Annotated in this window: 17 protein-coding genes; 7 read left to right on the forward strand and 10 right to left on the reverse strand. The window is 62.1% G+C overall.

Annotated elements, in window-relative coordinates:
- Nucleotide 1 precedes the first annotated feature (1 nt).
- Genes LDB26_RS05445 through LDB26_RS05470 form a run of 6 tightly spaced genes read left to right on the forward strand, consistent with a single transcriptional unit; the run spans nucleotide 2 to nucleotide 6,446 of the window.
- Entirely contained in the window at nucleotides 2-1,072 is a 1,071-nt protein-coding gene (locus LDB26_RS05445) for a 5-(carboxyamino)imidazole ribonucleotide synthase (RefSeq protein ID WP_257540849.1), read from the forward strand.
- Nucleotides 1,073-1,080: 8 nt separating this feature from the next.
- The gene (locus tag LDB26_RS05450) at nucleotides 1,081-1,569 is read left to right on the forward strand and encodes a dihydrofolate reductase (protein WP_231746262.1); all 489 of its coding nucleotides are present in this window, start codon (nucleotides 1,081-1,083) and stop codon (nucleotides 1,567-1,569) included.
- 46 nt (nucleotides 1,570-1,615) lie between these two features.
- Nucleotides 1,616-2,554, forward strand: coding sequence for a bifunctional riboflavin kinase/FAD synthetase (locus tag LDB26_RS05455; protein ID WP_257541988.1), 939 nt, complete (start codon nucleotides 1,616-1,618; stop codon nucleotides 2,552-2,554).
- 45 nt (nucleotides 2,555-2,599) lie between these two features.
- Nucleotides 2,600-5,521, forward strand: a complete 2,922-nt coding sequence (gene ileS / locus LDB26_RS05460; protein WP_257540851.1) for an isoleucine--tRNA ligase — start codon at nucleotides 2,600-2,602, stop codon at nucleotides 5,519-5,521.
- Nucleotides 5,518-6,036 carry a signal peptidase II gene (lspA, locus tag LDB26_RS05465; protein ID WP_062064623.1) on the forward strand — a complete coding sequence of 173 codons (519 nt, stop codon included), beginning with the start codon at nucleotides 5,518-5,520 and terminating at the stop codon, nucleotides 6,034-6,036. Before ileS ends, lspA begins: the two co-directional genes overlap by 4 nt.
- Nucleotides 6,036-6,446 (forward strand): DUF3035 domain-containing protein, encoded by a 411-nt coding sequence (locus tag LDB26_RS05470; protein ID WP_062064624.1) that lies wholly within the window; start codon nucleotides 6,036-6,038, stop codon nucleotides 6,444-6,446. The genes lspA and LDB26_RS05470 overlap by 1 nt, the downstream gene beginning before the upstream one ends.
- A gap of 60 nt (nucleotides 6,447-6,506) precedes the next feature.
- Here LDB26_RS05470 and LDB26_RS05475 read toward each other — a convergent pair whose 3' ends face one another.
- The 10 genes from LDB26_RS05475 to LDB26_RS05520 all read right to left on the reverse strand — a co-directional run bounded on the left by LDB26_RS05475 (nucleotide 6,507) and on the right by LDB26_RS05520 (nucleotide 17,416).
- The gene (locus tag LDB26_RS05475) at nucleotides 6,507-6,839 is read right to left on the reverse strand and encodes a helix-turn-helix transcriptional regulator (RefSeq protein WP_062064626.1); all 333 of its coding nucleotides are present in this window, start codon (nucleotides 6,837-6,839) and stop codon (nucleotides 6,507-6,509) included.
- Nucleotides 6,826-7,281: an SRPBCC family protein gene (locus LDB26_RS05480; RefSeq protein ID WP_257540853.1), complete on the reverse strand. Its 456-nt coding sequence runs from the start codon at nucleotides 7,279-7,281 to the stop codon at nucleotides 6,826-6,828. The genes LDB26_RS05475 and LDB26_RS05480 overlap by 14 nt, the downstream gene beginning before the upstream one ends.
- Before the next feature lie 71 nt (nucleotides 7,282-7,352).
- Nucleotides 7,353-8,756, reverse strand: coding sequence for a DUF4403 family protein (locus LDB26_RS05485; protein ID WP_257540855.1), 1,404 nt, complete (start codon nucleotides 8,754-8,756; stop codon nucleotides 7,353-7,355).
- Between the two features lie 215 nt (nucleotides 8,757-8,971).
- Nucleotides 8,972-10,903, reverse strand: a complete 1,932-nt coding sequence (gene dxs, locus LDB26_RS05490) for a 1-deoxy-D-xylulose-5-phosphate synthase (protein ID WP_257540857.1) — start codon at nucleotides 10,901-10,903, stop codon at nucleotides 8,972-8,974.
- A gap of 50 nt (nucleotides 10,904-10,953) precedes the next feature.
- Nucleotides 10,954-11,424 carry a Fur family transcriptional regulator gene (locus LDB26_RS05495; RefSeq protein WP_062064632.1) on the reverse strand — a complete coding sequence of 157 codons (471 nt, stop codon included), beginning with the start codon at nucleotides 11,422-11,424 and terminating at the stop codon, nucleotides 10,954-10,956.
- 52 nt (nucleotides 11,425-11,476) lie between these two features.
- Entirely contained in the window at nucleotides 11,477-11,803 is a 327-nt protein-coding gene (locus LDB26_RS05500) for a DUF423 domain-containing protein (protein ID WP_062064633.1), read from the reverse strand.
- The gene (locus tag LDB26_RS05505; protein WP_062064635.1) at nucleotides 11,800-13,620 is read right to left on the reverse strand and encodes a monovalent cation:proton antiporter-2 (CPA2) family protein; all 1,821 of its coding nucleotides are present in this window, start codon (nucleotides 13,618-13,620) and stop codon (nucleotides 11,800-11,802) included. Before LDB26_RS05505 ends, LDB26_RS05500 begins: the two co-directional genes overlap by 4 nt.
- Nucleotides 13,620-14,042, reverse strand: a complete 423-nt coding sequence (locus LDB26_RS05510) for an iron-sulfur cluster assembly scaffold protein (RefSeq protein ID WP_257540859.1) — start codon at nucleotides 14,040-14,042, stop codon at nucleotides 13,620-13,622. The genes LDB26_RS05505 and LDB26_RS05510 overlap by 1 nt, the downstream gene beginning before the upstream one ends.
- A gap of 50 nt (nucleotides 14,043-14,092) precedes the next feature.
- Complete coding sequence (purT, locus tag LDB26_RS05515; protein WP_257540861.1) at nucleotides 14,093-15,265, reverse strand: formate-dependent phosphoribosylglycinamide formyltransferase; 1,173 nt, start codon at nucleotides 15,263-15,265, stop codon at nucleotides 14,093-14,095.
- Nucleotides 15,266-15,358: 93 nt separating this feature from the next.
- Nucleotides 15,359-17,416 (reverse strand): transglycosylase domain-containing protein, encoded by a 2,058-nt coding sequence (locus LDB26_RS05520; protein ID WP_257540863.1) that lies wholly within the window; start codon nucleotides 17,414-17,416, stop codon nucleotides 15,359-15,361.
- Nucleotides 17,417-17,536: 120 nt separating this feature from the next.
- Here LDB26_RS05520 and LDB26_RS05525 point away from each other — a divergent pair, with 120 nt between their 5' ends.
- Nucleotides 17,537-17,737: a hypothetical protein gene (locus LDB26_RS05525; RefSeq protein WP_257540865.1), complete on the forward strand. Its 201-nt coding sequence runs from the start codon at nucleotides 17,537-17,539 to the stop codon at nucleotides 17,735-17,737.

Below are 17,737 nucleotides of genomic sequence, written 5' to 3' on the forward strand. Positions count from 1 at the left end.
GATGACGACCATCGCGCCCGGTTCCACTATCGGCATCCTCGGCGGCGGGCAGCTCGGCCGGATGATCGCCATCGCCGCCGCGCAGCTTGGCTATCGCACGCACATCTACGCGCCGGAGGACAGCGGCCCCGCCGCTGATGTGTCATCGCGATGGACGCAGGGCGCTTATGAGGATGTCGCCGCGCTCGCCGCCTTCGCGGATGCGGTCGATGTCGTCACTTATGAGTTCGAGAATATCGACCCTGTGGCGGTGGATGTGCTTGTTACCCATGGTCTTGTTCGCCCCAGTGCACAGGCGCTGCGCGTCGCGCAGGACCGCCTCGCCGAAAAGCGGTTCGTTAGCGATCTGGGGGGGCTGACCGCGCCCTTCGCCTCGGTGGAAAGCCTGCAAGACCTTGAGGCGGCGATTGAACGGATCGGCGGCCGCGCCATCCTCAAGACCAATCGCATGGGTTATGACGGCAAGGGACAGGCGCGGCTCAGCGGGCCGGGCGATGTCGCCGCGGCATGGGGCGCCATCGGTCGTCAAAGCGCCATCCTCGAAGGATTCGTGACCTTTGAAGAGGAATTTTCGGTGATCCTCGTTCGGGGGAGCGATGGACAGGTCCGGTTCTGGGATTCTGCCGCCAATGTCCATGTCGACGGCATCCTCGCCACCTCCACCGTGCCGGCCGGGCCGCTGATCGAGGGGCAGGTCGCGCAGGCCCAGGCTCTCGCGCGGCAAGTGGCGGACGCGCTTGGATATGTCGGCGTGCTGACGCTCGAATTTTTCGCCAGCGCCCATGGTCCCGTTTTCAACGAAATGGCCCCGCGCGTTCACAATAGCGGCCACTGGACGATCGAGGGCGCTGTCACCAGCCAGTTCGAAAACCATGTCCGGGCGATTTGCGGCCTGCCGCTGGGCGATACGGGACTTGCCGCCAGGCGCGCGCAGATGCACAACCTGATCGGCGCGGACGCAAATGACTGGCAGGCGATCCTGTCCGATCCGGCCAATCATTTGCATCTTTATGGCAAGCATGAAGCGCGCCCCGGCCGCAAGATGGGCCATGTCACGCGGCTGACGCTGTGAGCGAAGGGATGGAAATCGTCCTCGTCCTGGCCCGCGCCGACAATGGCGTCATCGGCCGGGGCGGCGGCCTGCCATGGCGATTGTCCGCCGACCTCAAACATTTCAAGGCGCTCACCCTGGGCCATCCCATGGTCATGGGCCGCAAGACATTCGATAGCCTGCCCGGCCTGCTGCCCGGCCGCCGCCACATCGTCTTGACCCGTGACAGGGAATGGGCGGGCAAGGGTGCCGAAATCGCGCATGACGTCGAAGGCGCAGTCCGTCTCGCGGCCGCGTCCACCGTCATGGTAATCGGCGGCGCGGACATCTATCGGCAATTTCTGCCGCGCGCACATCGTATCGAACTCACCGAAATTCATATGGATGTGGTGGGCGACACCGCCATCCCTTATCCCGATCCCGCCGATTGGGAAGAAATCGCCCGCGAAGACTTTGCGATGGAGAGGGATGCCCCCGCCTATAGCTTCGTTACCTTCCGGCGGCGCATCGGCGCGTGATGCCCATGCATTGCGTCTCGCTCGCCCTGTCCTTATAGCGCGCGCCATGGAGCGGCTGGAAAGCGGCGCACCGGTTCCCGTGCATCTGCGCGGCTCGATCATGGCGCTGGGCAATTTCGATGGATTTCATCGCGGTCATCAGGCCGTGGTTTCCCGCGCGATCGAATGGGCCAAGGCGGAAGGGCGCCCTGCCATAGTCGCCACGTTCGACCCGCATCCCATGCGCTTTTTCCGGCCTGACGCGCTACCTTTCCGCCTGACCACGCTGGACCAGCGGCAGGCGCTGTTCGCCCGGGCCGGGGCGGATGCGATGCAGCTTTTCGCCTTCAATGCAGAGTTTGCCGGGCGCACCGCCGAGCAGTTCGTCCAGTTGCTGGTGGATATGGGCGTTGCGGGGGTCGTCACCGGCAAAGATTTCACCTTCGGCAAAGGGCGCAGCGGCTCGACCGATCGGCTGGCTCAGCTATGTGCGGCAGTGGGCATGGCGGCGCAAGCGGTCGCGCCCGTCGCGGAGCAGGATGGCCAGGTCATTTCCTCAAGCCGCATCCGCGATGCGTTGAAAACCGGTGATTGCGAAACGGCTACCCGTCTGCTCACGCGGCCTTTCGCGATCCAGGGCAACGTGCAGCATGGCGACAAGATCGGCCGGACGATCGGTTTTCCGACCGCCAATCTCGACCTCGGCACATATTTGCGCCCGGCCTATGGCATCTATGCGGTGCGCGGGATGCTCCCCGATGGCCGCGTGCTGGACGGCGCGGCTAATCTTGGCATTCGCCCCAGCTTCGATCCGCCCAAGGAACTGCTGGAGCCGCATTTCTTCGACTTTGCCGAAAGCCTCTACGATCAGGTCATCGAAGTGCAGATGATCCGCTATCTGCGGCCCGAGGCGAAATTTGACGGGCTGGACGCCCTGATGGCGCAGATCGCAAAGGATTGCGACGATGCGCGGCAAATCCTTGCGGGAACGCCCCACCTCGCTTAATGCCCGCGGGTAATGCAGCATATGGCGTAATTGCGCGGACCCTTCATGACCGATCAGCCTGATTATAAATCCACCGTTTTCCTCCCCGTCACCGACTTCCCGATGAAGGCGGGCCTCGCCCAGAAGGAACCGGCGATCCTTGCGCGCTGGGAGGCGATGGACCTTTACGGCAAGCTGCGGGAACGGCGGAAGGGCCGGACACGCTTCATCCTGCATGACGGCCCGCCCTACGCCAATGGCGACATCCATATGGGCCATGCGATGAACAAGGTGCTGAAGGACATCATCGTCCGCAGCCAGTCGCTGTTGGGCAAGGATGCGCCTTATGTGCCCGGCTGGGATTGCCACGGCCTGCCGATCGAATGGAAGATCGAGGAGGAATATCGCAAGAAGAAACAGAATAAGGACGAGGTTCCGGCGCAGGAATTCCGTGCCCAATGCCGCGCCTATGCGGATAAGTGGGTCGGCGTTCAGAAGGAGCAGTTCAAGCGCCTGGGCGTGATGGGCGATTGGGACGATCCCTATCTCACCATGAAATTCGACGCCGAAGCCACCATCGTCGGCGAACTCCTTAAATTCGCGGAAAGCGGCCAGCTTTATCGCGGCGCGAAGCCCGTCATGTGGTCCCCGGTCGAAAAGACCGCGCTGGCCGAGGCGGAAGTGGAATATGAGGACATCGTCTCGACCCAGATCGACGTGGCGTTCGAGATCGTGGAAGCCCCGAACGCGCCGGAACTGGTCGGCGCCCATGCGGTGATCTGGACGACGACGCCTTGGACGATTCCGGTCAATCAGGCTTTGGCTTATGGGCCGGAGGTTGAGTATCGGCTCTACCAGATCGGGGTAGCTGCTGACACCGCACCTGGAGTTGACGTGTTCAATGATCCGACGGTGCAGGCTCTGAAGGGACGGAAAGTCCTTTTGGCAAATAGTAACGTTCTGAAAGGCGAGTTCGAGGAACGCCTGCGTCGTTATTGGCCCGGTGCGTGTCTTAACGATCTTGGCGATTGGACCGGCAAAGGCTCCCAACTCGCCGGAACCGTCGCCCGCCACCCGATGCACGCCCTCGGCGGATTCTTCGCCAAGTCGCGCCCGTTCCTTGCGGGCGATTTCGTGACCACCGACGCGGGCACGGGTCTTGTCCACATGGCGCCCGACCATGGCGAGGACGACTTCGCGCTCTGCAAGGCGCACGGCATCAACCCCGTCTTTGCGGTCGAGGGCGACGGCAAATATCGCGAGGACTGGCTCTGGCTCGGCGGGCAGGGGAGCGTCATCAACGCCAAATTCGTCAGCAAGGACGGCCCGATCTGCACCGACCTGCGTGAAGCAGGCGGCCTTCTCGCTGCGTCGGATGACTTCAGACACAGCTATCCCCATAGCTGGCGTTCCAAGGCGAAGATCATCTTCCGCTGCACTCCGCAATGGTTCATCCCGATGGATAAGCCGCAGGACGGTGTGCCGGTCGATGTCGACGGCAGCTTCCTGCCCACGCCCGTCATCGTCGGCAACGGCCCGACGCTGCGCGACGTGGCGCTGGACGCCATCGCCCATACCCGCTGGGTGCCGGAGCGATCGACCAACCGCATCCGCTCCATGGTGGAGGGCCGCCCGGACTGGGTCATCTCCCGCCAGCGCGCATGGGGCGTGCCAATCGCGCTTTATGTTCACCGCAAGAGTGGTGAATATCTTGTTGATAACGCAGTAAACTCACGCATCATCGAAGCCCTCAAACAGGGCGGCGCGGACGCATGGTTCGGCGCGGATCATCAAGCATTGCTCGGCCCGGATTACGATCTTGCCGACTATGAGGTGGTGAACGATATCCTCGACGTCTGGTTCGATTCCGGCTCGACCCACGCCTTCACCGTCGAAGCACGCTATGGCGATGACGTGCGCGCGGACCTGTATCTCGAAGGGTCCGACCAGCATCGCGGCTGGTTCCAGTCGTCCCTTCTCGAAAGCTGTGGCACGCGCGGTCGCGCGCCCTATGACGCCGTCCTCACCCACGGCTTCGCGCTGGACGGGCAGGGCCGCAAAATGTCGAAAAGCCTCGGCAATGTGGTCGATCCGCTCAAGGTCATCGCCGAAAGCGGTTCCGACATTCTGCGCGTATGGGTGGCCAGCACCGACTATTTCGATGATGTCCGCATCGGCAAGGAAGTGCTGGCAGGATCATCCGATGCCTATCGCAAACTCCGTAACACTTTCCGGTATTTGCTGGGCGCTCTTTCCGATTTCTCGGAAGAAGAGAAGCTGCCCGTTAGCCAGATGCCGGAACTGGAACGCTATATGCTCCATCTCCTCGCAGAGTTGGACGCGGAGTTGCGCGGCGTGGTCGACAAGGCAGCGGACAACGAGAACTGGCTGGAATTCAGCCGCTACACCCGCGCGCTGATGGACTTTGCCAATAGCGACCTGTCGGCCTTCTTCTTCGACATCCGCAAGGACTGTCTCTATTGCGATGCGAAGTCGGACCCCAGGCGCCGCGCCTATCGCACCGTGCTTGATACGCTGTTCCATGCGCTCGTTCGCTATGCCGCGCCGATCATCCCCTTCACCGCCGAGGAAGTGTGGCAAAGCCGCTTCCCCAATGAAGAGGAAAGCGTCCATTTCCTGGAATGGCCGGAAGTCGACCGCCACTGGGTGAACCATGGGCTGGGCGAAAAATGGGCTGAAATCCGCGACCAACGCGATCAGGTCAACGAAGCCATAGAACCGCTGCGCCGTGAAAAGATCGTGCGATCCAGCCTGGAGGCCGATGTGGCGATGGGTGAACTGGTGCCCGTGGGCGATGTGGACTTTGCCGAAGTCGCTATCGTTGCCCGCGTCGAAATGGGCGTGGGCGATGGGATCATTGTAAAGCCGTCGCAATGGCATAAATGCGGCCGCTGCTGGCGGCTGCTGCCGGAGGTGAAGGAGGATGGCGCCTTGTGCGACCGCTGTGACGAGGTGCTGAAGGCATGACTGCTCCCGCCGTCAATCATCGCCCCCTGGGTCTGACTATCGCGATCGTTACGCTCGCGCTGGATCAACTTGTCAAATATACCGTTACCTATCCGCTCGCGCTCAAGAGCAGGGGGGAGGAAGGGATCGATATTTTGCCAATCTTCCGCCTGCGCTGGCTGGAAAATCGGGGCGTATCCATGGGTTTCTTCCATGCCGATACGGACTTGATGCGCTGGCTGCTGGTCGGCATGACCATGGTGATCGCGATTTTTGTGGGCGTATGGATGTGGCGGGAAAAGGCGCGGCAGGATGTGGCGGCGCTTGGCCTGGTGCTGGGCGGGGCGATCGGCAATATCGTCGATCGGATACGGCTCGGCTATGTGGTCGATTATGCCGATCTGCATTTCGGCGAATGGCGGCCCTTCCTGATTTTCAACCTGGCCGACGCCGCGATCACCATCGGCGTGCTGATCCTGCTTGCGCGCGCGCTTTTGCTGCGCGAGAAGGGCGCAAAGACGGAGTCATTGAACTAATGCGTAAACTGATCCTTGCTGCTGGCCTGCTGGCCACCTTGTCCGCTTGCGGTTCGTCGGGGCTGTTCGATCGCGAACGTCCGGATGAATTTGCTGTGTCGCGTCAGGCGCCGCTCGTGATTCCGCCTGATTTCGCGCTGGTTCCGCCCGCGCCCGGCGCACCTTCCGCCGCTACCGTGGATTCGAGCCGCGCCGCGATGGAAGCGATGTTCGGCGGTCCGGCCGCCCGCAGCGCGACTGAGAGCGCCGCTCTTTCTGCTGCGGGACGCGGTAATGCCGCTCCCGGCATCCGGTCGTCCGCGGGCGATCCCGCGACGGAGGTGGTGGAAAAGGGGGAAACCACGCGTGACATCATTGCCGCGCCGGAAGGCGATGGTCAGGATGCTCGCGCTTCGGTTCCTCAGCAATAATCCGGTAGCGGCGGATAGGCCGGGATCATTCCCGGCCCATCCGTATATGAAAACAAGCCGCTAGAGGCTGTCTTCAACAAAGGATTTGAACCGCGACAAGGTCGAATCCCATTGCGCGCCAACCTTATCGAGCCAGAGCCGGGCGCCTTCGATCGCTTCCCTTCGCAAGGCAAAATGCACTTCGCGGCCGCTTCGGGTCCGTTGGACCAGACCGGCCTCACGCAGCACATTCAGATGCTTGGCTACGGCCTGTCTGCTGATCGGCAGGTCTTCCCCCATTTGCGCGATTGATCGCTTATGTCCGTCAGCCAGTTGTGCGACCAAGCCCAATCTCGTCTGATCGCCCAGAGCCGCAAACAGGCGTGCGGGGTCGGGATGCTCAGCCAGTGACATAGTCGTTTATATTTTTGACTTGTTCGGTCCAACCGCCTTCATTGTCGCGCATGACATTGGTGCGGCGAGGTTCCGGCACCTTGTCGAAGCCGCTTTCGGTGACGGTGAGGCATGTGCCTCCGGTCGTGGGTGTCAGGATAAACTCGACCAGCGTCCATTCGGGAACCGGAATGCCGCTGTCCATCAAATCCTTGTCGCCGCCTGTCGCGGGCCATTCAAACGCAAATCGCGTCATGGGTTCGATGGCGACTATCCGCGCTTCCCAGCGATAATCTTCATAGCCGGGATAGGTCATATGCCCGGTGGATGGCTTTCCGATCTCAAAGGGCTGGTCGAGCGCGACCCGAAACCATGTCCCGAATTTCTCATGATTGACGAGCGCATCCCAGACTTGCTCCAGCGGCGCCGCGATCTCGATCGTTTTAACGATGGCGTTTGTCATATATGCAACCTCCTGATTGCCTATATGAGTTGGAAAGGGATGAAATGCAACCAATAGATTGCACTTCTCATTCAGGACGGTTTGTATGCGATCCGTGCCGTTCCATTGGCGCGAACGGGCAGGTGCAATCCTTGACCGAAAGCTCTGATCTGTCCGATTTCCACCGCCCCCAGATCGGTTGTGATCAGAAAATCTCCAGTCTGTCTTTCACTGATCGCACGCCGGATCTTGATCAGAAGTTCCGCTATGTCTTCGGAAAAATTCTGGGTGAGGGATTGTGCGATAAGGGTGCTGACCGCCGGGTTCTTGCCGAGCGCCAGCAACAGGTCTCCGCTCAAGGCATCGGTGCTCCCAGCTACGGCCAGAGCGTCGAAATGGACTTGTGGTGAATTGGGGGCATTGCGGGGGATGGCTGTCATCCATATCCGGCCATGAACTTCATCCGCCTTGCCGCCGGCTGCGGGACGAACGGCCAATGTAAGGCCCACCGCGATGCGCCCGCCGGTCGTGCCATAGGCTTCGACATTCTCGAAGCGAGCGACCACCGGCCCGATGGCGGGCAATTCGAACGGCGTTTGCGACCGTTTGGCCAAAGCGCGCATGATCACCGGTTCCAGTTCACTATAGTCGGCGGTCACGGGGATGAAGAAATGGAATTGCCCGTCCGTTTTGTCTGATGCCGGCGGCGGAAGCGGGGTCGGTTTCGTAGGATCGGGCCGATTGCCGACAAATGTTTCGGTAACGGCTTCGATGCCCAGATTGAACCGCAGCCGGCTGCCCTGCATCGCATAGCCATTATAGAGAATCCTGAGCGGCGTGACGCGCATCCAAACCGGTGGATTTCTTTCATTCAACAGGACCGACGTGAAGCTTTTCCGCCATAAATCTTCCACTTGGGCCGGAATGTTGGAGCGGGTCAGTTCGCGCGGCAGATCGCGTTCAAGTGTCTGGATGATGGGGCGCAGTTTCTGGTCCGCCTCATCGGTGAAAGTGATGCGCTGGCCCAGAAAATCGATTCCCGGCGCTTTGGTCCAGTCATATCTCAGGCGGACCGTCCCGCGCGGACGCCAATCCTTGCCAAGATCCAACCTGATCCGCGCATGCGCCAGGGCGGAGCCGGTAGCGGTTTCACCCTTCAATATCCCGCCGACATCACGGGCGCTGATCTGTGCATGGATGGGGACATCGGCCACGATATCCTGCCCTTCCCCCCGCAGTCGGATTGGCCCTCGGGTTACGACGCCCACGATCGTGCAACTGATTGGGGGCGTGACGTTCAGCTTCGCGCCCAGGATTTTGACGCGTTGTGGGGGAATGCAGCGGGGAGAATGTTTGTTGATCGTCCATAGCTGGCGCGGGATGGCCTGCTCCACGGCATGCCGTATGGCGCCTGAATCGATATCGACCGGGACAGAGAGGGTGGAAGCCTCCCGCGGAACGGGAACCGGGTCATGGGCGCGGGGCGGCGCTTTCACCGGTTTGGGCTGGGAGCAACCGGTTGCCAGCCCTGCAAGGCAAAGAACAAGGACAGCATGGCGCGGAATATGGGACGATAGGGATGCCGTGCTATCCGTGCCCTTGTGTCTGAATTGCGCCACCAATCCCCCCGTCCCAACAGCGTGCAACGTCGATTATCGCAGGACGCCCGAAACAATGTTCCGTTCCATCCGCTTGCGATGCGGACGGGGCGTCAGGCCCGCGCCGTTTCCACGCCGGCGCTGTTATGACGCAGCGCCGTCAACACCGTCTCCACTATGCCTGCGGCATCCAGTTTTGCATCGGCATATTGCTTTTCCGGCTTATCCTGATCCTGGAAAATATCGGGCAGGCGCATCGTGCGGAGCTTCAGCCCGCTGTCGATGAGGCCGCTGTCGCTGGCCAATGTCAGCACATGGGCGCCAAAGCCACCAATGGCGCCTTCCTCGATTGTCACGGCGACTTCATGGGTCGTCAGCAATTTGCGAATCAATGCTTCGTCGAGCGGTTTGGCAAAGCGCAGATCGGCGACCGTCGTGGACAGGCCCTTGGCCTCCAGTATTTCGGCCGCTTTCAAGGCTTCTTCAAGGCGTGTGCCGAGCGACAGGATCGCGACCTGACGCCCTTCGCGGACGATCCGGCCCTTGCCGATTTCCAGCCGTTCCGGAACTGCGGGAAGCGCAACTCCCACGCCATTTCCGCGCGGATAGCGCACGGCGATCGGTCCAGCGTCATGCATGGCGCAGGTGTGGACCATATGCACCAGTTCCGCTTCGTCGGCGGCCGCCATCATGACCATGTTGGGCAGGGTGGCGAGATAGGCGACGTCGAAGCTGCCCGCATGGGTGGACCCGTCCGCGCCGACCAGCCCGGCCCGGTCTATGGCGAAGCGCACTGGGAGATTTTGGATCGCTACGTCATGCACAACCTGATCGTAGGCGCGCTGAAGGAAGGTCGAGTAGATCGCGCAGAAAGGCCGCATGCCCTGCGCCGCCAGACCAGCGGCGAACGTCACCGCATGCTGTTCTGCTATGCCCACGTCGAAAGACCGGTCGGGGAATGCCTCCGCGAATTTGTCGAGACCCGTGCCCGAGGGCATGGCGGCGGTGATCGCGCAAATCCGCTCGTCGCGCTGCGCCTCGGCGATCAGGGCCTTGGCGAAAACGCCGGTGTAGCTCGGCGGTCCGGGTGGCGCCTTGGCCTGCGCGCCCGTAACGACGTCGAATTTCTGGACGCCATGATATTTGTCCGCCGCCGCTTCGGCAGGCGCATAGCCTTTGCCCTTCTGCGTGACGACATGGATCAGGCAAGGTCCTTCGGCGGCATCGCGCACATTTTCAAGTACCGGGATCAACTGGTCCAGATTATGCCCGTCGATGGGACCGACATAATAGAAGCCCAGTTCCTCGAACAATGTCCCGCCCATCGCCATGCCGCGTGCGAATTCATCGGTCTTGCGCGCGGCATTGTGCAGCGGGCGCGGCAATTTTCGCGCAAACCGTCGTGCAAGGCCGCGCAGCCCCAGAAATTCGCGGCTGGATACGAGCCGCGCCAGATAGGCCGAAAGCCCGCCGACAGGCGGCGCGATCGACATGTCATTGTCGTTGAGGATAACGATCAGCCGATTGCCCGCCTCACGGGCGTTGTTCATCGCCTCATAGGCCATGCCTGCTGACATCGCCCCGTCGCCAATCACCGCTATGCCCTTGCCGGGCTTGTCGGTCAGCTTGTTGGCGACCGCAAAGCCCAGCGCCGCGCTGATCGAGGTCGAACTATGCGCGGCCCCGAATGGATCATATTCGCTTTCAGCCCGCTTGGTGAAACCGGACAGTCCATCGCCCTGCCGCAGCGTGCGGATGCGGTCGCGCCGCCCGGTCAGGATCTTGTGCGGATAGCATTGGTGGCCGACATCCCAGACCAGCTTGTCCTCAGGCGTGTTGAACACATAGTGGATCGCCGTGGTCAATTCTACGACGCCCAGCCCCGATCCCAGATGACCGCCGGTCACGCCGACGGCCGAAATCACTTCCTGACGCAGTTCGTCGGCCAGTTGCGGAAGCTGTTCGGGTTTGAGGCCGCGCAAATCCGAAGGCCAGTGAATCTGGTCCAGCAGCGGCATGGAAGGGCGATCGTTCATCAAAGACATATACTCGTCAAGCCGCTAGGCTGTTCCCGGCCGGAAAGCAACGCCCAGGATCAGGCCGCGCATTTCGCGCATGTGCCCAATATCTCGATCACCGGGCGTTCCGGGCGAAAGCCTTCATGCTCCGCCACGGCGCGCACGTCGCCCGTCACCCTGTCATCGTCGACATGTGTGGCCTGATGGCAGTTGCGGCATACCAGGAATATGCAGTCATGATGGCAGCCGGGATGGGCGTTGGCGATATAGGCATTGGCGCTTTCTACCCGCATCGCGATGTTGTTTGAGACGAACAGGTCCAAAATCCGATAGACGCTGTTGGGCGCCACCCGCTTGCCGCGGGCCTTGGAAACGGTGTCCGCAATGTCATAGGCCGATGCCGGCTTTTCCTCCGCCGCGAGGGCATCGAAAATGGCGGCGCGCATGGGCGTCCATTGCTCGTTTTGGGCTTCGAGCGTGGCCTGCGCGGCATCGGCGAGCTTGGCGCCGGTCGGTTCATGATGTTTATGATGGTGATGGTCGGCCATAAGCTTCAATCTAGGCTCGCAGTGGGTTTGGAGCAAGGGTTCGCCCACAGGCTCAGGCGCGCCAGAAAATCCATGCGGTCCACAGCCAGCCCGCTATCATCAGCGTGCCCCCGATGGGCGTAACCGCGCCCAGCCATCTGGGGCCGCCAAAAGCCATGATGTAAAGCGTGAAGGCGAAGATGGCCGCGCCGATCAGCAGAACGCAGGCCGGGCCGCGCACGGTTGACGCCAGGACCAGCGCGGCGACGGCATGGACCATTTGATATATGCCGCCTGTGCGTAGCCACTCAGCCGCCTGGGGATTGGCGGCGCCATGTGCTCCAAAGGCGCCCGCGCCGATGGCGATCGCCGCCGATAGTGCAGCCAGAACAGCGATCATGCCTCTTCCTCTCCTTCGCCCCGCGACAGCAGGCGCATTCGTTTGCCGGGTCGATAGATCAGTTCCTTGGCGACGGCCAGATCGCCATGCTCTTTCTGAGCGGCCAGCCGTTGTTCGTCATTCTTGCGATATTGCTGCTCGACCTCCTCGATTTCCGCTTGGGGCACGCCCAGCGCTTCCATCGCCTGCACGCCCATGCAGACGGCCGATTCGAACACTTCGCGTACTACGCCCGCCAGATCCATGTCCTGTAATTCCAGCAATTGCCGCCGATCGAATGCCCGCGCCAAAATCGCGGCTTGCGGGAATGTTTCTGCAATCGGTTCCAATATTCGGCTGTCCAGCGAAGGATCGTCGATGCAAAAGGCGATGAGCCGGGCTTCGTCAGCGCCCGCCCGGTGAAGAAGGTCGATCCGCGTGCCGTCGCCATAAAAGACTTCCACGTCGAAGCGGCTCGACACTTCGATCTGCGCGGGCTTCTTGTCGATCAGGACGACACCGAAGCCATGTCCGGCCAGCATTTGAGCGACCGTTTGGCCAAAGCGGCCATATCCCACGATAATCGCCGTGCCGCGCGGCGCCTGATCGGGATCGCGCAGTGCGGCATCGGCCTTGGGCCTGGCAAATTCGAATCGTGCCGCGAACAGCATCAGGAACGGCGTGGTCGCCATGGAGAAGGTCACGACGGCGCTGAACAGGCTGGCGGCTTGCGGCGCGATCAGCAGCGCGTTCTGCGCCTGTGCGAACAGCACGAATCCGAATTCGCCGCCCTGGCTCAACAACAGGCCGGCCCCTATGGCCTGTCGCCAGTCCATGCCGAACAAACGCGCGAGCCCGCAGATCAGTATCGTCTTGGTCACGACCAGCACCGCCGCCATGCCGACGACGAACAGGGGAAAAGCCGCCACCGTTCGCAAGTCCAGCACCATGCCCACGGCCAGAAAGAACAGGCCAAGCAGGATGGAACGGAACGGCTCCACATCCGCCTCGATTTCATGGCGATAGGGGGAGTCGGCCAGCATCACGCCTGCCACAAACGCGCCCAGCGCCGTCGACAGGTGCAGCGCATGCATCAGGGATGCCGCCGCCAGGACAGTGAACAGCCCCACCGCGACGAACAGTTCGCGTTCGCCCAACCGCCCCACCAGTCGAAGCAGGGGGCGCAATATGAAGCGGCCCGCCAGCACCAGACCGGTGATCGCAACCACCGTATATATGGTCAGCAGCCATCCCGGTGGTCCGGCGGCGTCTACGGGATTGCGAGACAGCGCGGCGATGATGGTGATGAGCGGGACGATGGACAGATCCTGAAATAACAGGATAGAGAAGATTTTCTCGCCAAAGGGTGAGTTGATACGACCGCTGTTCTTGAGCATCGGCAGAACCTGCGCCGTGGACGACAACGCCAGCGGCAGGCCAAGGGCAATCGCTGCACCCCAACTGAAGCCGGTCGAATAGAAAATGACGGCGGTCAAAACCAGACCGCACAGAACCACCTGTGCCAGACCGAGCGCGAAAATATCCCTTTTCAGCCGCCACAGCCGTGCCGGGTGCAATTCAAGCCCGACAAGGAACAGCAGCAGCACAATGCCGATTTCGGCGATGGCCAGCTTTGATTCCGCGCCACCGACCCATCCCATCCCTTGCGGACCGACCAGCGCCCCTGCGATCAGATAGCCCAGCACCGCGCCCAGGCCGAAACGCCGGAACAGGATGACGAAGAACACCGCAGCGCCCAGCAATATGACGCCTTCGGAGAGCAGGACATCCGTGGCGGACAAGGCGGCGCTGGCGGCTCCGGGTGTTGGCGGTTCCATCAGATGTCGGCCTGTCGCGCCGCTTCGGCCATGGCTTCGAAACCCAACCGGATCGAGGGGTGCCGCGCCGGATAGCCTCGCGCAGGGGCGAGAACTTCAATCCCGGGCCAGAAATCCAGATCGTCGCTTTCTCCCGCCAGATAGGCGGTCAGGCGATCGCGGGCCTCGGCCAGTTCGCCCGTCGTCAAACCGATCGCATGGCGCGCCATCAGCGAAGCCGATGCCTGCCCCAAAGCGCAGGCTTTGACGTCCAGGCCGATATCGGCGATCCGCCCGCCCTCCATCCGCACGTCCGCCGTGACGCGCGATCCGCATGTCGGGGATCGCCTTTCTACGCTCGCTTGCGCGTCCGTCAGCCGCGCATGATGGGGAATGCTGGCCGCAAGCCGCAATATATCCTTGTTGTAGAGGGAGGCGCTCATTGACCTGTATCTAGGACAGGAAAGCGTTCGGGAGAAGGGGCGGGCCGCCTTTATCCTTTGTCATAGACGATTCGCACCTTGGCTGCCGCTTCCGCCGCGACCCGCCTTGCTTCCTCTACCGTCTCCGCACGGGCCAGCGCCACGCCCATTCGGCGATAAGGGCGAGTTGTGGGCTTGCCGAACAAGCGGACATCCACTTCTGCTCCGGTTGTCGCCAGCGCATCGGCCAGTCCTTCAAAGCGGAAATTGTCCGATTCCCGGTCGGCGAGAATCACCGCTGACGTCGCTGCGCCGTAGAGCCGGATTTCCGGGATCGGCAGGCCTAATATCGCACGGGCATGCAGGTCGAACTCGCTCAGTTTCTGGGAAATCAATGTTACCATGCCCGTATCGTGCGGGCGCGGCGACAGTTCGGAGAAGATCACTTCCTCGCCCTTCACAAAGAATTCCACACCGAAAAGGCCGTAGCCGCCCAGATTGTCGACCACCTTGCGCGACATGTCCTGCGCGTCCGCCAGCGCCTTGGCGGACATGGGCGTGGGCTGCCAGCTTTCCTGATAGTCGCCGCGTTCCTGCCGGTGCCCGATGGGTGGACAAAACAGCACGCCATCGCGGGTCCGCACGGTGAGCAGCGTGATTTCATAATCGAAGGGGATGAATTCCTCCACGATCACGCGCTGCCGGTCGCCGCGCATGTTCGCCGCCGCATAGGTCCATGCGCTTTCCAACTCATTGGCGTTTCGCACCGTGCTCTGTCCCTTGCCGGAAGAGGACATAACCGGCTTGATGACGCAGGGTAGACCCGTATGCTCGGCCCCGGCCCGCACTTCCTCCAGACTTTCGGCATAGCGATAGCGTGATGTGCGAAGACCCAGTTCGACCGCCGCCACCTCTCGAATGGCGTCGCGGTTCATGGTCATCATGGTGGCGCGTGCGGAAGGAACCACGGCGACGCCGTGCGCTTCGACCTCCGCCAGAGTTTCCGTGCGTATCGCTTCGATCTCCGGCACAACGAAATCGGGCCGGTGCTGGTGGATCGCCGCCTTGAGCGCATCGCCGTCCAGCATGGAAAAGACTTCGTATCCGTCCGCGACCTGCATGGCGGGCGCACCGGCATAGCTGTCGCAGGCGATGACCTGACAGCCCAGCCGCTTGGCGGAAATGACGAACTCCCGACCGAGTTCGCCCGAGCCCAGCAACAGGATCTTTGCGGTGAATGCCATACCTTGCTTGTCCTTGCGAATCATGTGCCGGAGATAGAGCGCATGTGCCCGCATGACCTTCTGCGCGGCGCGACGTCAACCGCCGGCCTTGGCCTATTGCGGCGCACCCTGGCCGGGCGGTTGGGTCGGCGCGATGCGGGGCGGCGGCGTGCCTTGTTGCGGCGCGGGCGCTTGACCGGGCGGAGGTTGCTCGGTGGGCAGGCGAATCTGGGCTGGGCCGATGTTCACCGTCATACCTTCCTGATTGACGTCCACGCTCATGTTCCCAAGGCCCGCTTCCACCGTCACATTGGCGATGGCATTGACGAGGTCGCTGTCCTTCTGTTCCTCGGGTGCATTCTCGACCGGCTCATTGATCGCCCGGCTCATGAAATCCCGCCAGATACGCGCCGGTATGCCGCCGCCCGCCGATCCGCCGGGCAAGGGGCTGTTATCGTCATTGCCGATCCACACCGCTGTCACCAGACCTCCGGCATAGCCCACGAAGATCGCATCGCGGCTGTCCTGCGTCGTCCCGGTCTTGCCGAAAGTGCTGGTCCGCAGCGCCGCCGCGCTCCCCGTGCCCTGATTGGCGGCGGAAGAGAGAAGGTCGCGGATCATTTCCAACTGATCGTCACTGAAATGATGCTGGCGTCGCATCAGGCGGTCGAACCAGCCCTGTTCCTCCGGCGGCAAGCCATGGGCCATCACTGGATAGGCGCCCGCCGCCACCGCCGCATAGGCTTCGGCCAGCTCGATCAGCGGAATTTCCGACGTGCCGAGCGCAAGGCTCAGATCCTCGGTCAGCGGCGCGGTGACGCCCAGGTCGCGGGCGACCTTGATGACGTTGTCTATGCCCACCTTTTGCGTCAGCCGTACGGCTGCCACATTGCTGGAGACGGCGAAGGCCTGCCGCAGGGTGATTTGCCCGCGATATTTGCCGCCATGGTTGGTGGGGCGATAGGTGCCCGTGGTGATCGGCCTGTCTTCGATCATGTCGTCCGGCGTCATCCCGGCGCGAAAGGCTGCCAGATAGACGAACAGCTTGAAGGTCGAGCCGGGTTGCCGCTTGGCCTGAACGGCGCGGTTGAAGCTGCTTTTTCCATAATTTCGGCCCCCGACCATGGCGACGACGCTGCCGTCCGGCTTCATGGCCACCAGCGCCGCCTCCGCCCCGCCCAGCGGCGCACGGCGAACGGCGCTTTCGGCGAGGCGCTGGATGCGCCAGTCGAGCGTAGTCGTCACATTCTGGGCACCATATACCGCGCCCGCACGGTCCCGCGCATCGGGCAGCACCCAATCCGCGAAATAGGTGCCGCTGGTAGGATCGGCCGTTTCATGCACATTGAGCCGCGCGGGGGAGAGGGCGTCGCGCTGCGCTTTGGTGATATAGCCCGCGTCCACCATCGCTTGCGTCACCAGATCGGCGCGGGTGCGGGCGCCTTCAAGATTTGTCGTAGGGGCAAGGCGGGATGGCGCTTTCAAAAGACCCGCCAGCATGGCCGCCTGCGATATGGTCAGCCGTTCGGGCTGGCGATTGAAATAATGGAGCGAGGCGGCCCTTAATCCATAGACATTGTCGCCGAAATAGACGTTCGACAGATAGCGTTCGAAAATCTGGTCCTTCGTCAGCCAGGCCTCCAGCCAGAAGGCGATCAGCGCTTCGCGCCCCTTGCGCCCGAAGGTGCGATTGCTGGAAAGGAACACGCCTTTGGCAAGCTGCTGGGTGATGGTGCTCCCGCCCTGCGATGAGCTGTCCGACCACAAATTGTGCCAGGCCGCTCGCGCTATTCCGCGCGGATCGATGCCCCAATGACTGTAGAAGCGCCGATCCTCTATCGCCATGAAAGCCTGTGGCACATGGGCGGGCAAGTCCTTGATCGCGACCGGCTTGTCGATCACGGCTCCGCGTCGGGCGATCAGATGCCCGTCCGACGACATCAGGCTGATGCTGGGTGGCGCAATCGGCTCCAGCGACCGCGACAAGGGCGCCGTCACCGCCAGCCAGGCGATGATAATCATCAGCAGGGCCATCAGCCCCGCGATGATCCATCCCATGATCTGCAGCCGCCTTTTCCAAGGCGTGGGCGGCGCGAAGGCGCTGGGTGGCCCTGCGCCGAAGGGGCGCGAGGCGCCGGCGGCAGGATCGACGGTTGGCAAGGGATCGTTCATCGGTCAGACCATGCTGTATTGTAAGGGTGATACAGTCAAGCATGTCCCGCACCGGGACAACATCAGATTAACCATGATTGGGCGTGGCCGGAATGGTAAATAATGCGTTAATGATAGGTCATGCGAAACCGTCCGCTCGTCCTCACCACGGAATCCGCCCGGCATCCCTTCCGGAAGATGCTGCCGCCTCATGTGCTGCGCGTAGCGGAGGGTGACGCCGCTGGCCGCCGCAAACGGCCGGTGGACGACGACAGCGACTGGAAATTGTTCGCGCTCAGCTTCTGCGCCTTTTTCACGGCTTTCTACAGTTTCATCTTCTGA

This window comes from Sphingobium sp. CFD-1 (assembly GCF_024611115.1).
Classification (GTDB): domain Bacteria; phylum Pseudomonadota; class Alphaproteobacteria; order Sphingomonadales; family Sphingomonadaceae; genus Sphingobium; species Sphingobium baderi_A.

Bases quoted from the DNA above. Each gene is read 5' to 3' on its own strand.
- LDB26_RS05445 (WP_257540849.1), top strand. From the start codon at position 2: ATGACGACCATCGCGCCCGGTTCCACTATCGGCATCCTCGGCGGCGGG.
- LDB26_RS05450 (WP_231746262.1), top strand. From the start codon at position 1,081: ATGGAAATCGTCCTCGTCCTGGCCCGCGCCGACAATGGCGTCATCGGC.
- LDB26_RS05455 (WP_257541988.1), top strand. From the start codon at position 1,616: ATGGAGCGGCTGGAAAGCGGCGCACCGGTTCCCGTGCATCTGCGCGGC.
- ileS (WP_257540851.1), top strand. From the start codon at position 2,600: ATGACCGATCAGCCTGATTATAAATCCACCGTTTTCCTCCCCGTCACC.
- lspA (WP_062064623.1), top strand. From the start codon at position 5,518: ATGACTGCTCCCGCCGTCAATCATCGCCCCCTGGGTCTGACTATCGCG.
- LDB26_RS05470 (WP_062064624.1), top strand. From the start codon at position 6,036: ATGCGTAAACTGATCCTTGCTGCTGGCCTGCTGGCCACCTTGTCCGCT.
- LDB26_RS05475 (WP_062064626.1), bottom strand. From the start codon at position 6,839: ATGTCACTGGCTGAGCATCCCGACCCCGCACGCCTGTTTGCGGCTCTG.
- LDB26_RS05480 (WP_257540853.1), bottom strand. From the start codon at position 7,281: ATGACAAACGCCATCGTTAAAACGATCGAGATCGCGGCGCCGCTGGAG.
- dxs (WP_257540857.1), bottom strand. From the start codon at position 10,903: ATGTCTTTGATGAACGATCGCCCTTCCATGCCGCTGCTGGACCAGATT.
- LDB26_RS05495 (WP_062064632.1), bottom strand. From the start codon at position 11,424: ATGGCCGACCATCACCATCATAAACATCATGAACCGACCGGCGCCAAG.
- LDB26_RS05500 (WP_062064633.1), bottom strand. From the start codon at position 11,803: ATGATCGCTGTTCTGGCTGCACTATCGGCGGCGATCGCCATCGGCGCG.
- LDB26_RS05505 (WP_062064635.1), bottom strand. From the start codon at position 13,620: ATGGAACCGCCAACACCCGGAGCCGCCAGCGCCGCCTTGTCCGCCACG.
- LDB26_RS05510 (WP_257540859.1), bottom strand. From the start codon at position 14,042: ATGAGCGCCTCCCTCTACAACAAGGATATATTGCGGCTTGCGGCCAGC.
- purT (WP_257540861.1), bottom strand. From the start codon at position 15,265: ATGGCATTCACCGCAAAGATCCTGTTGCTGGGCTCGGGCGAACTCGGT.
- LDB26_RS05520 (WP_257540863.1), bottom strand. From the start codon at position 17,416: ATGAACGATCCCTTGCCAACCGTCGATCCTGCCGCCGGCGCCTCGCGC.
- LDB26_RS05525 (WP_257540865.1), top strand. From the start codon at position 17,537: ATGCGAAACCGTCCGCTCGTCCTCACCACGGAATCCGCCCGGCATCCC.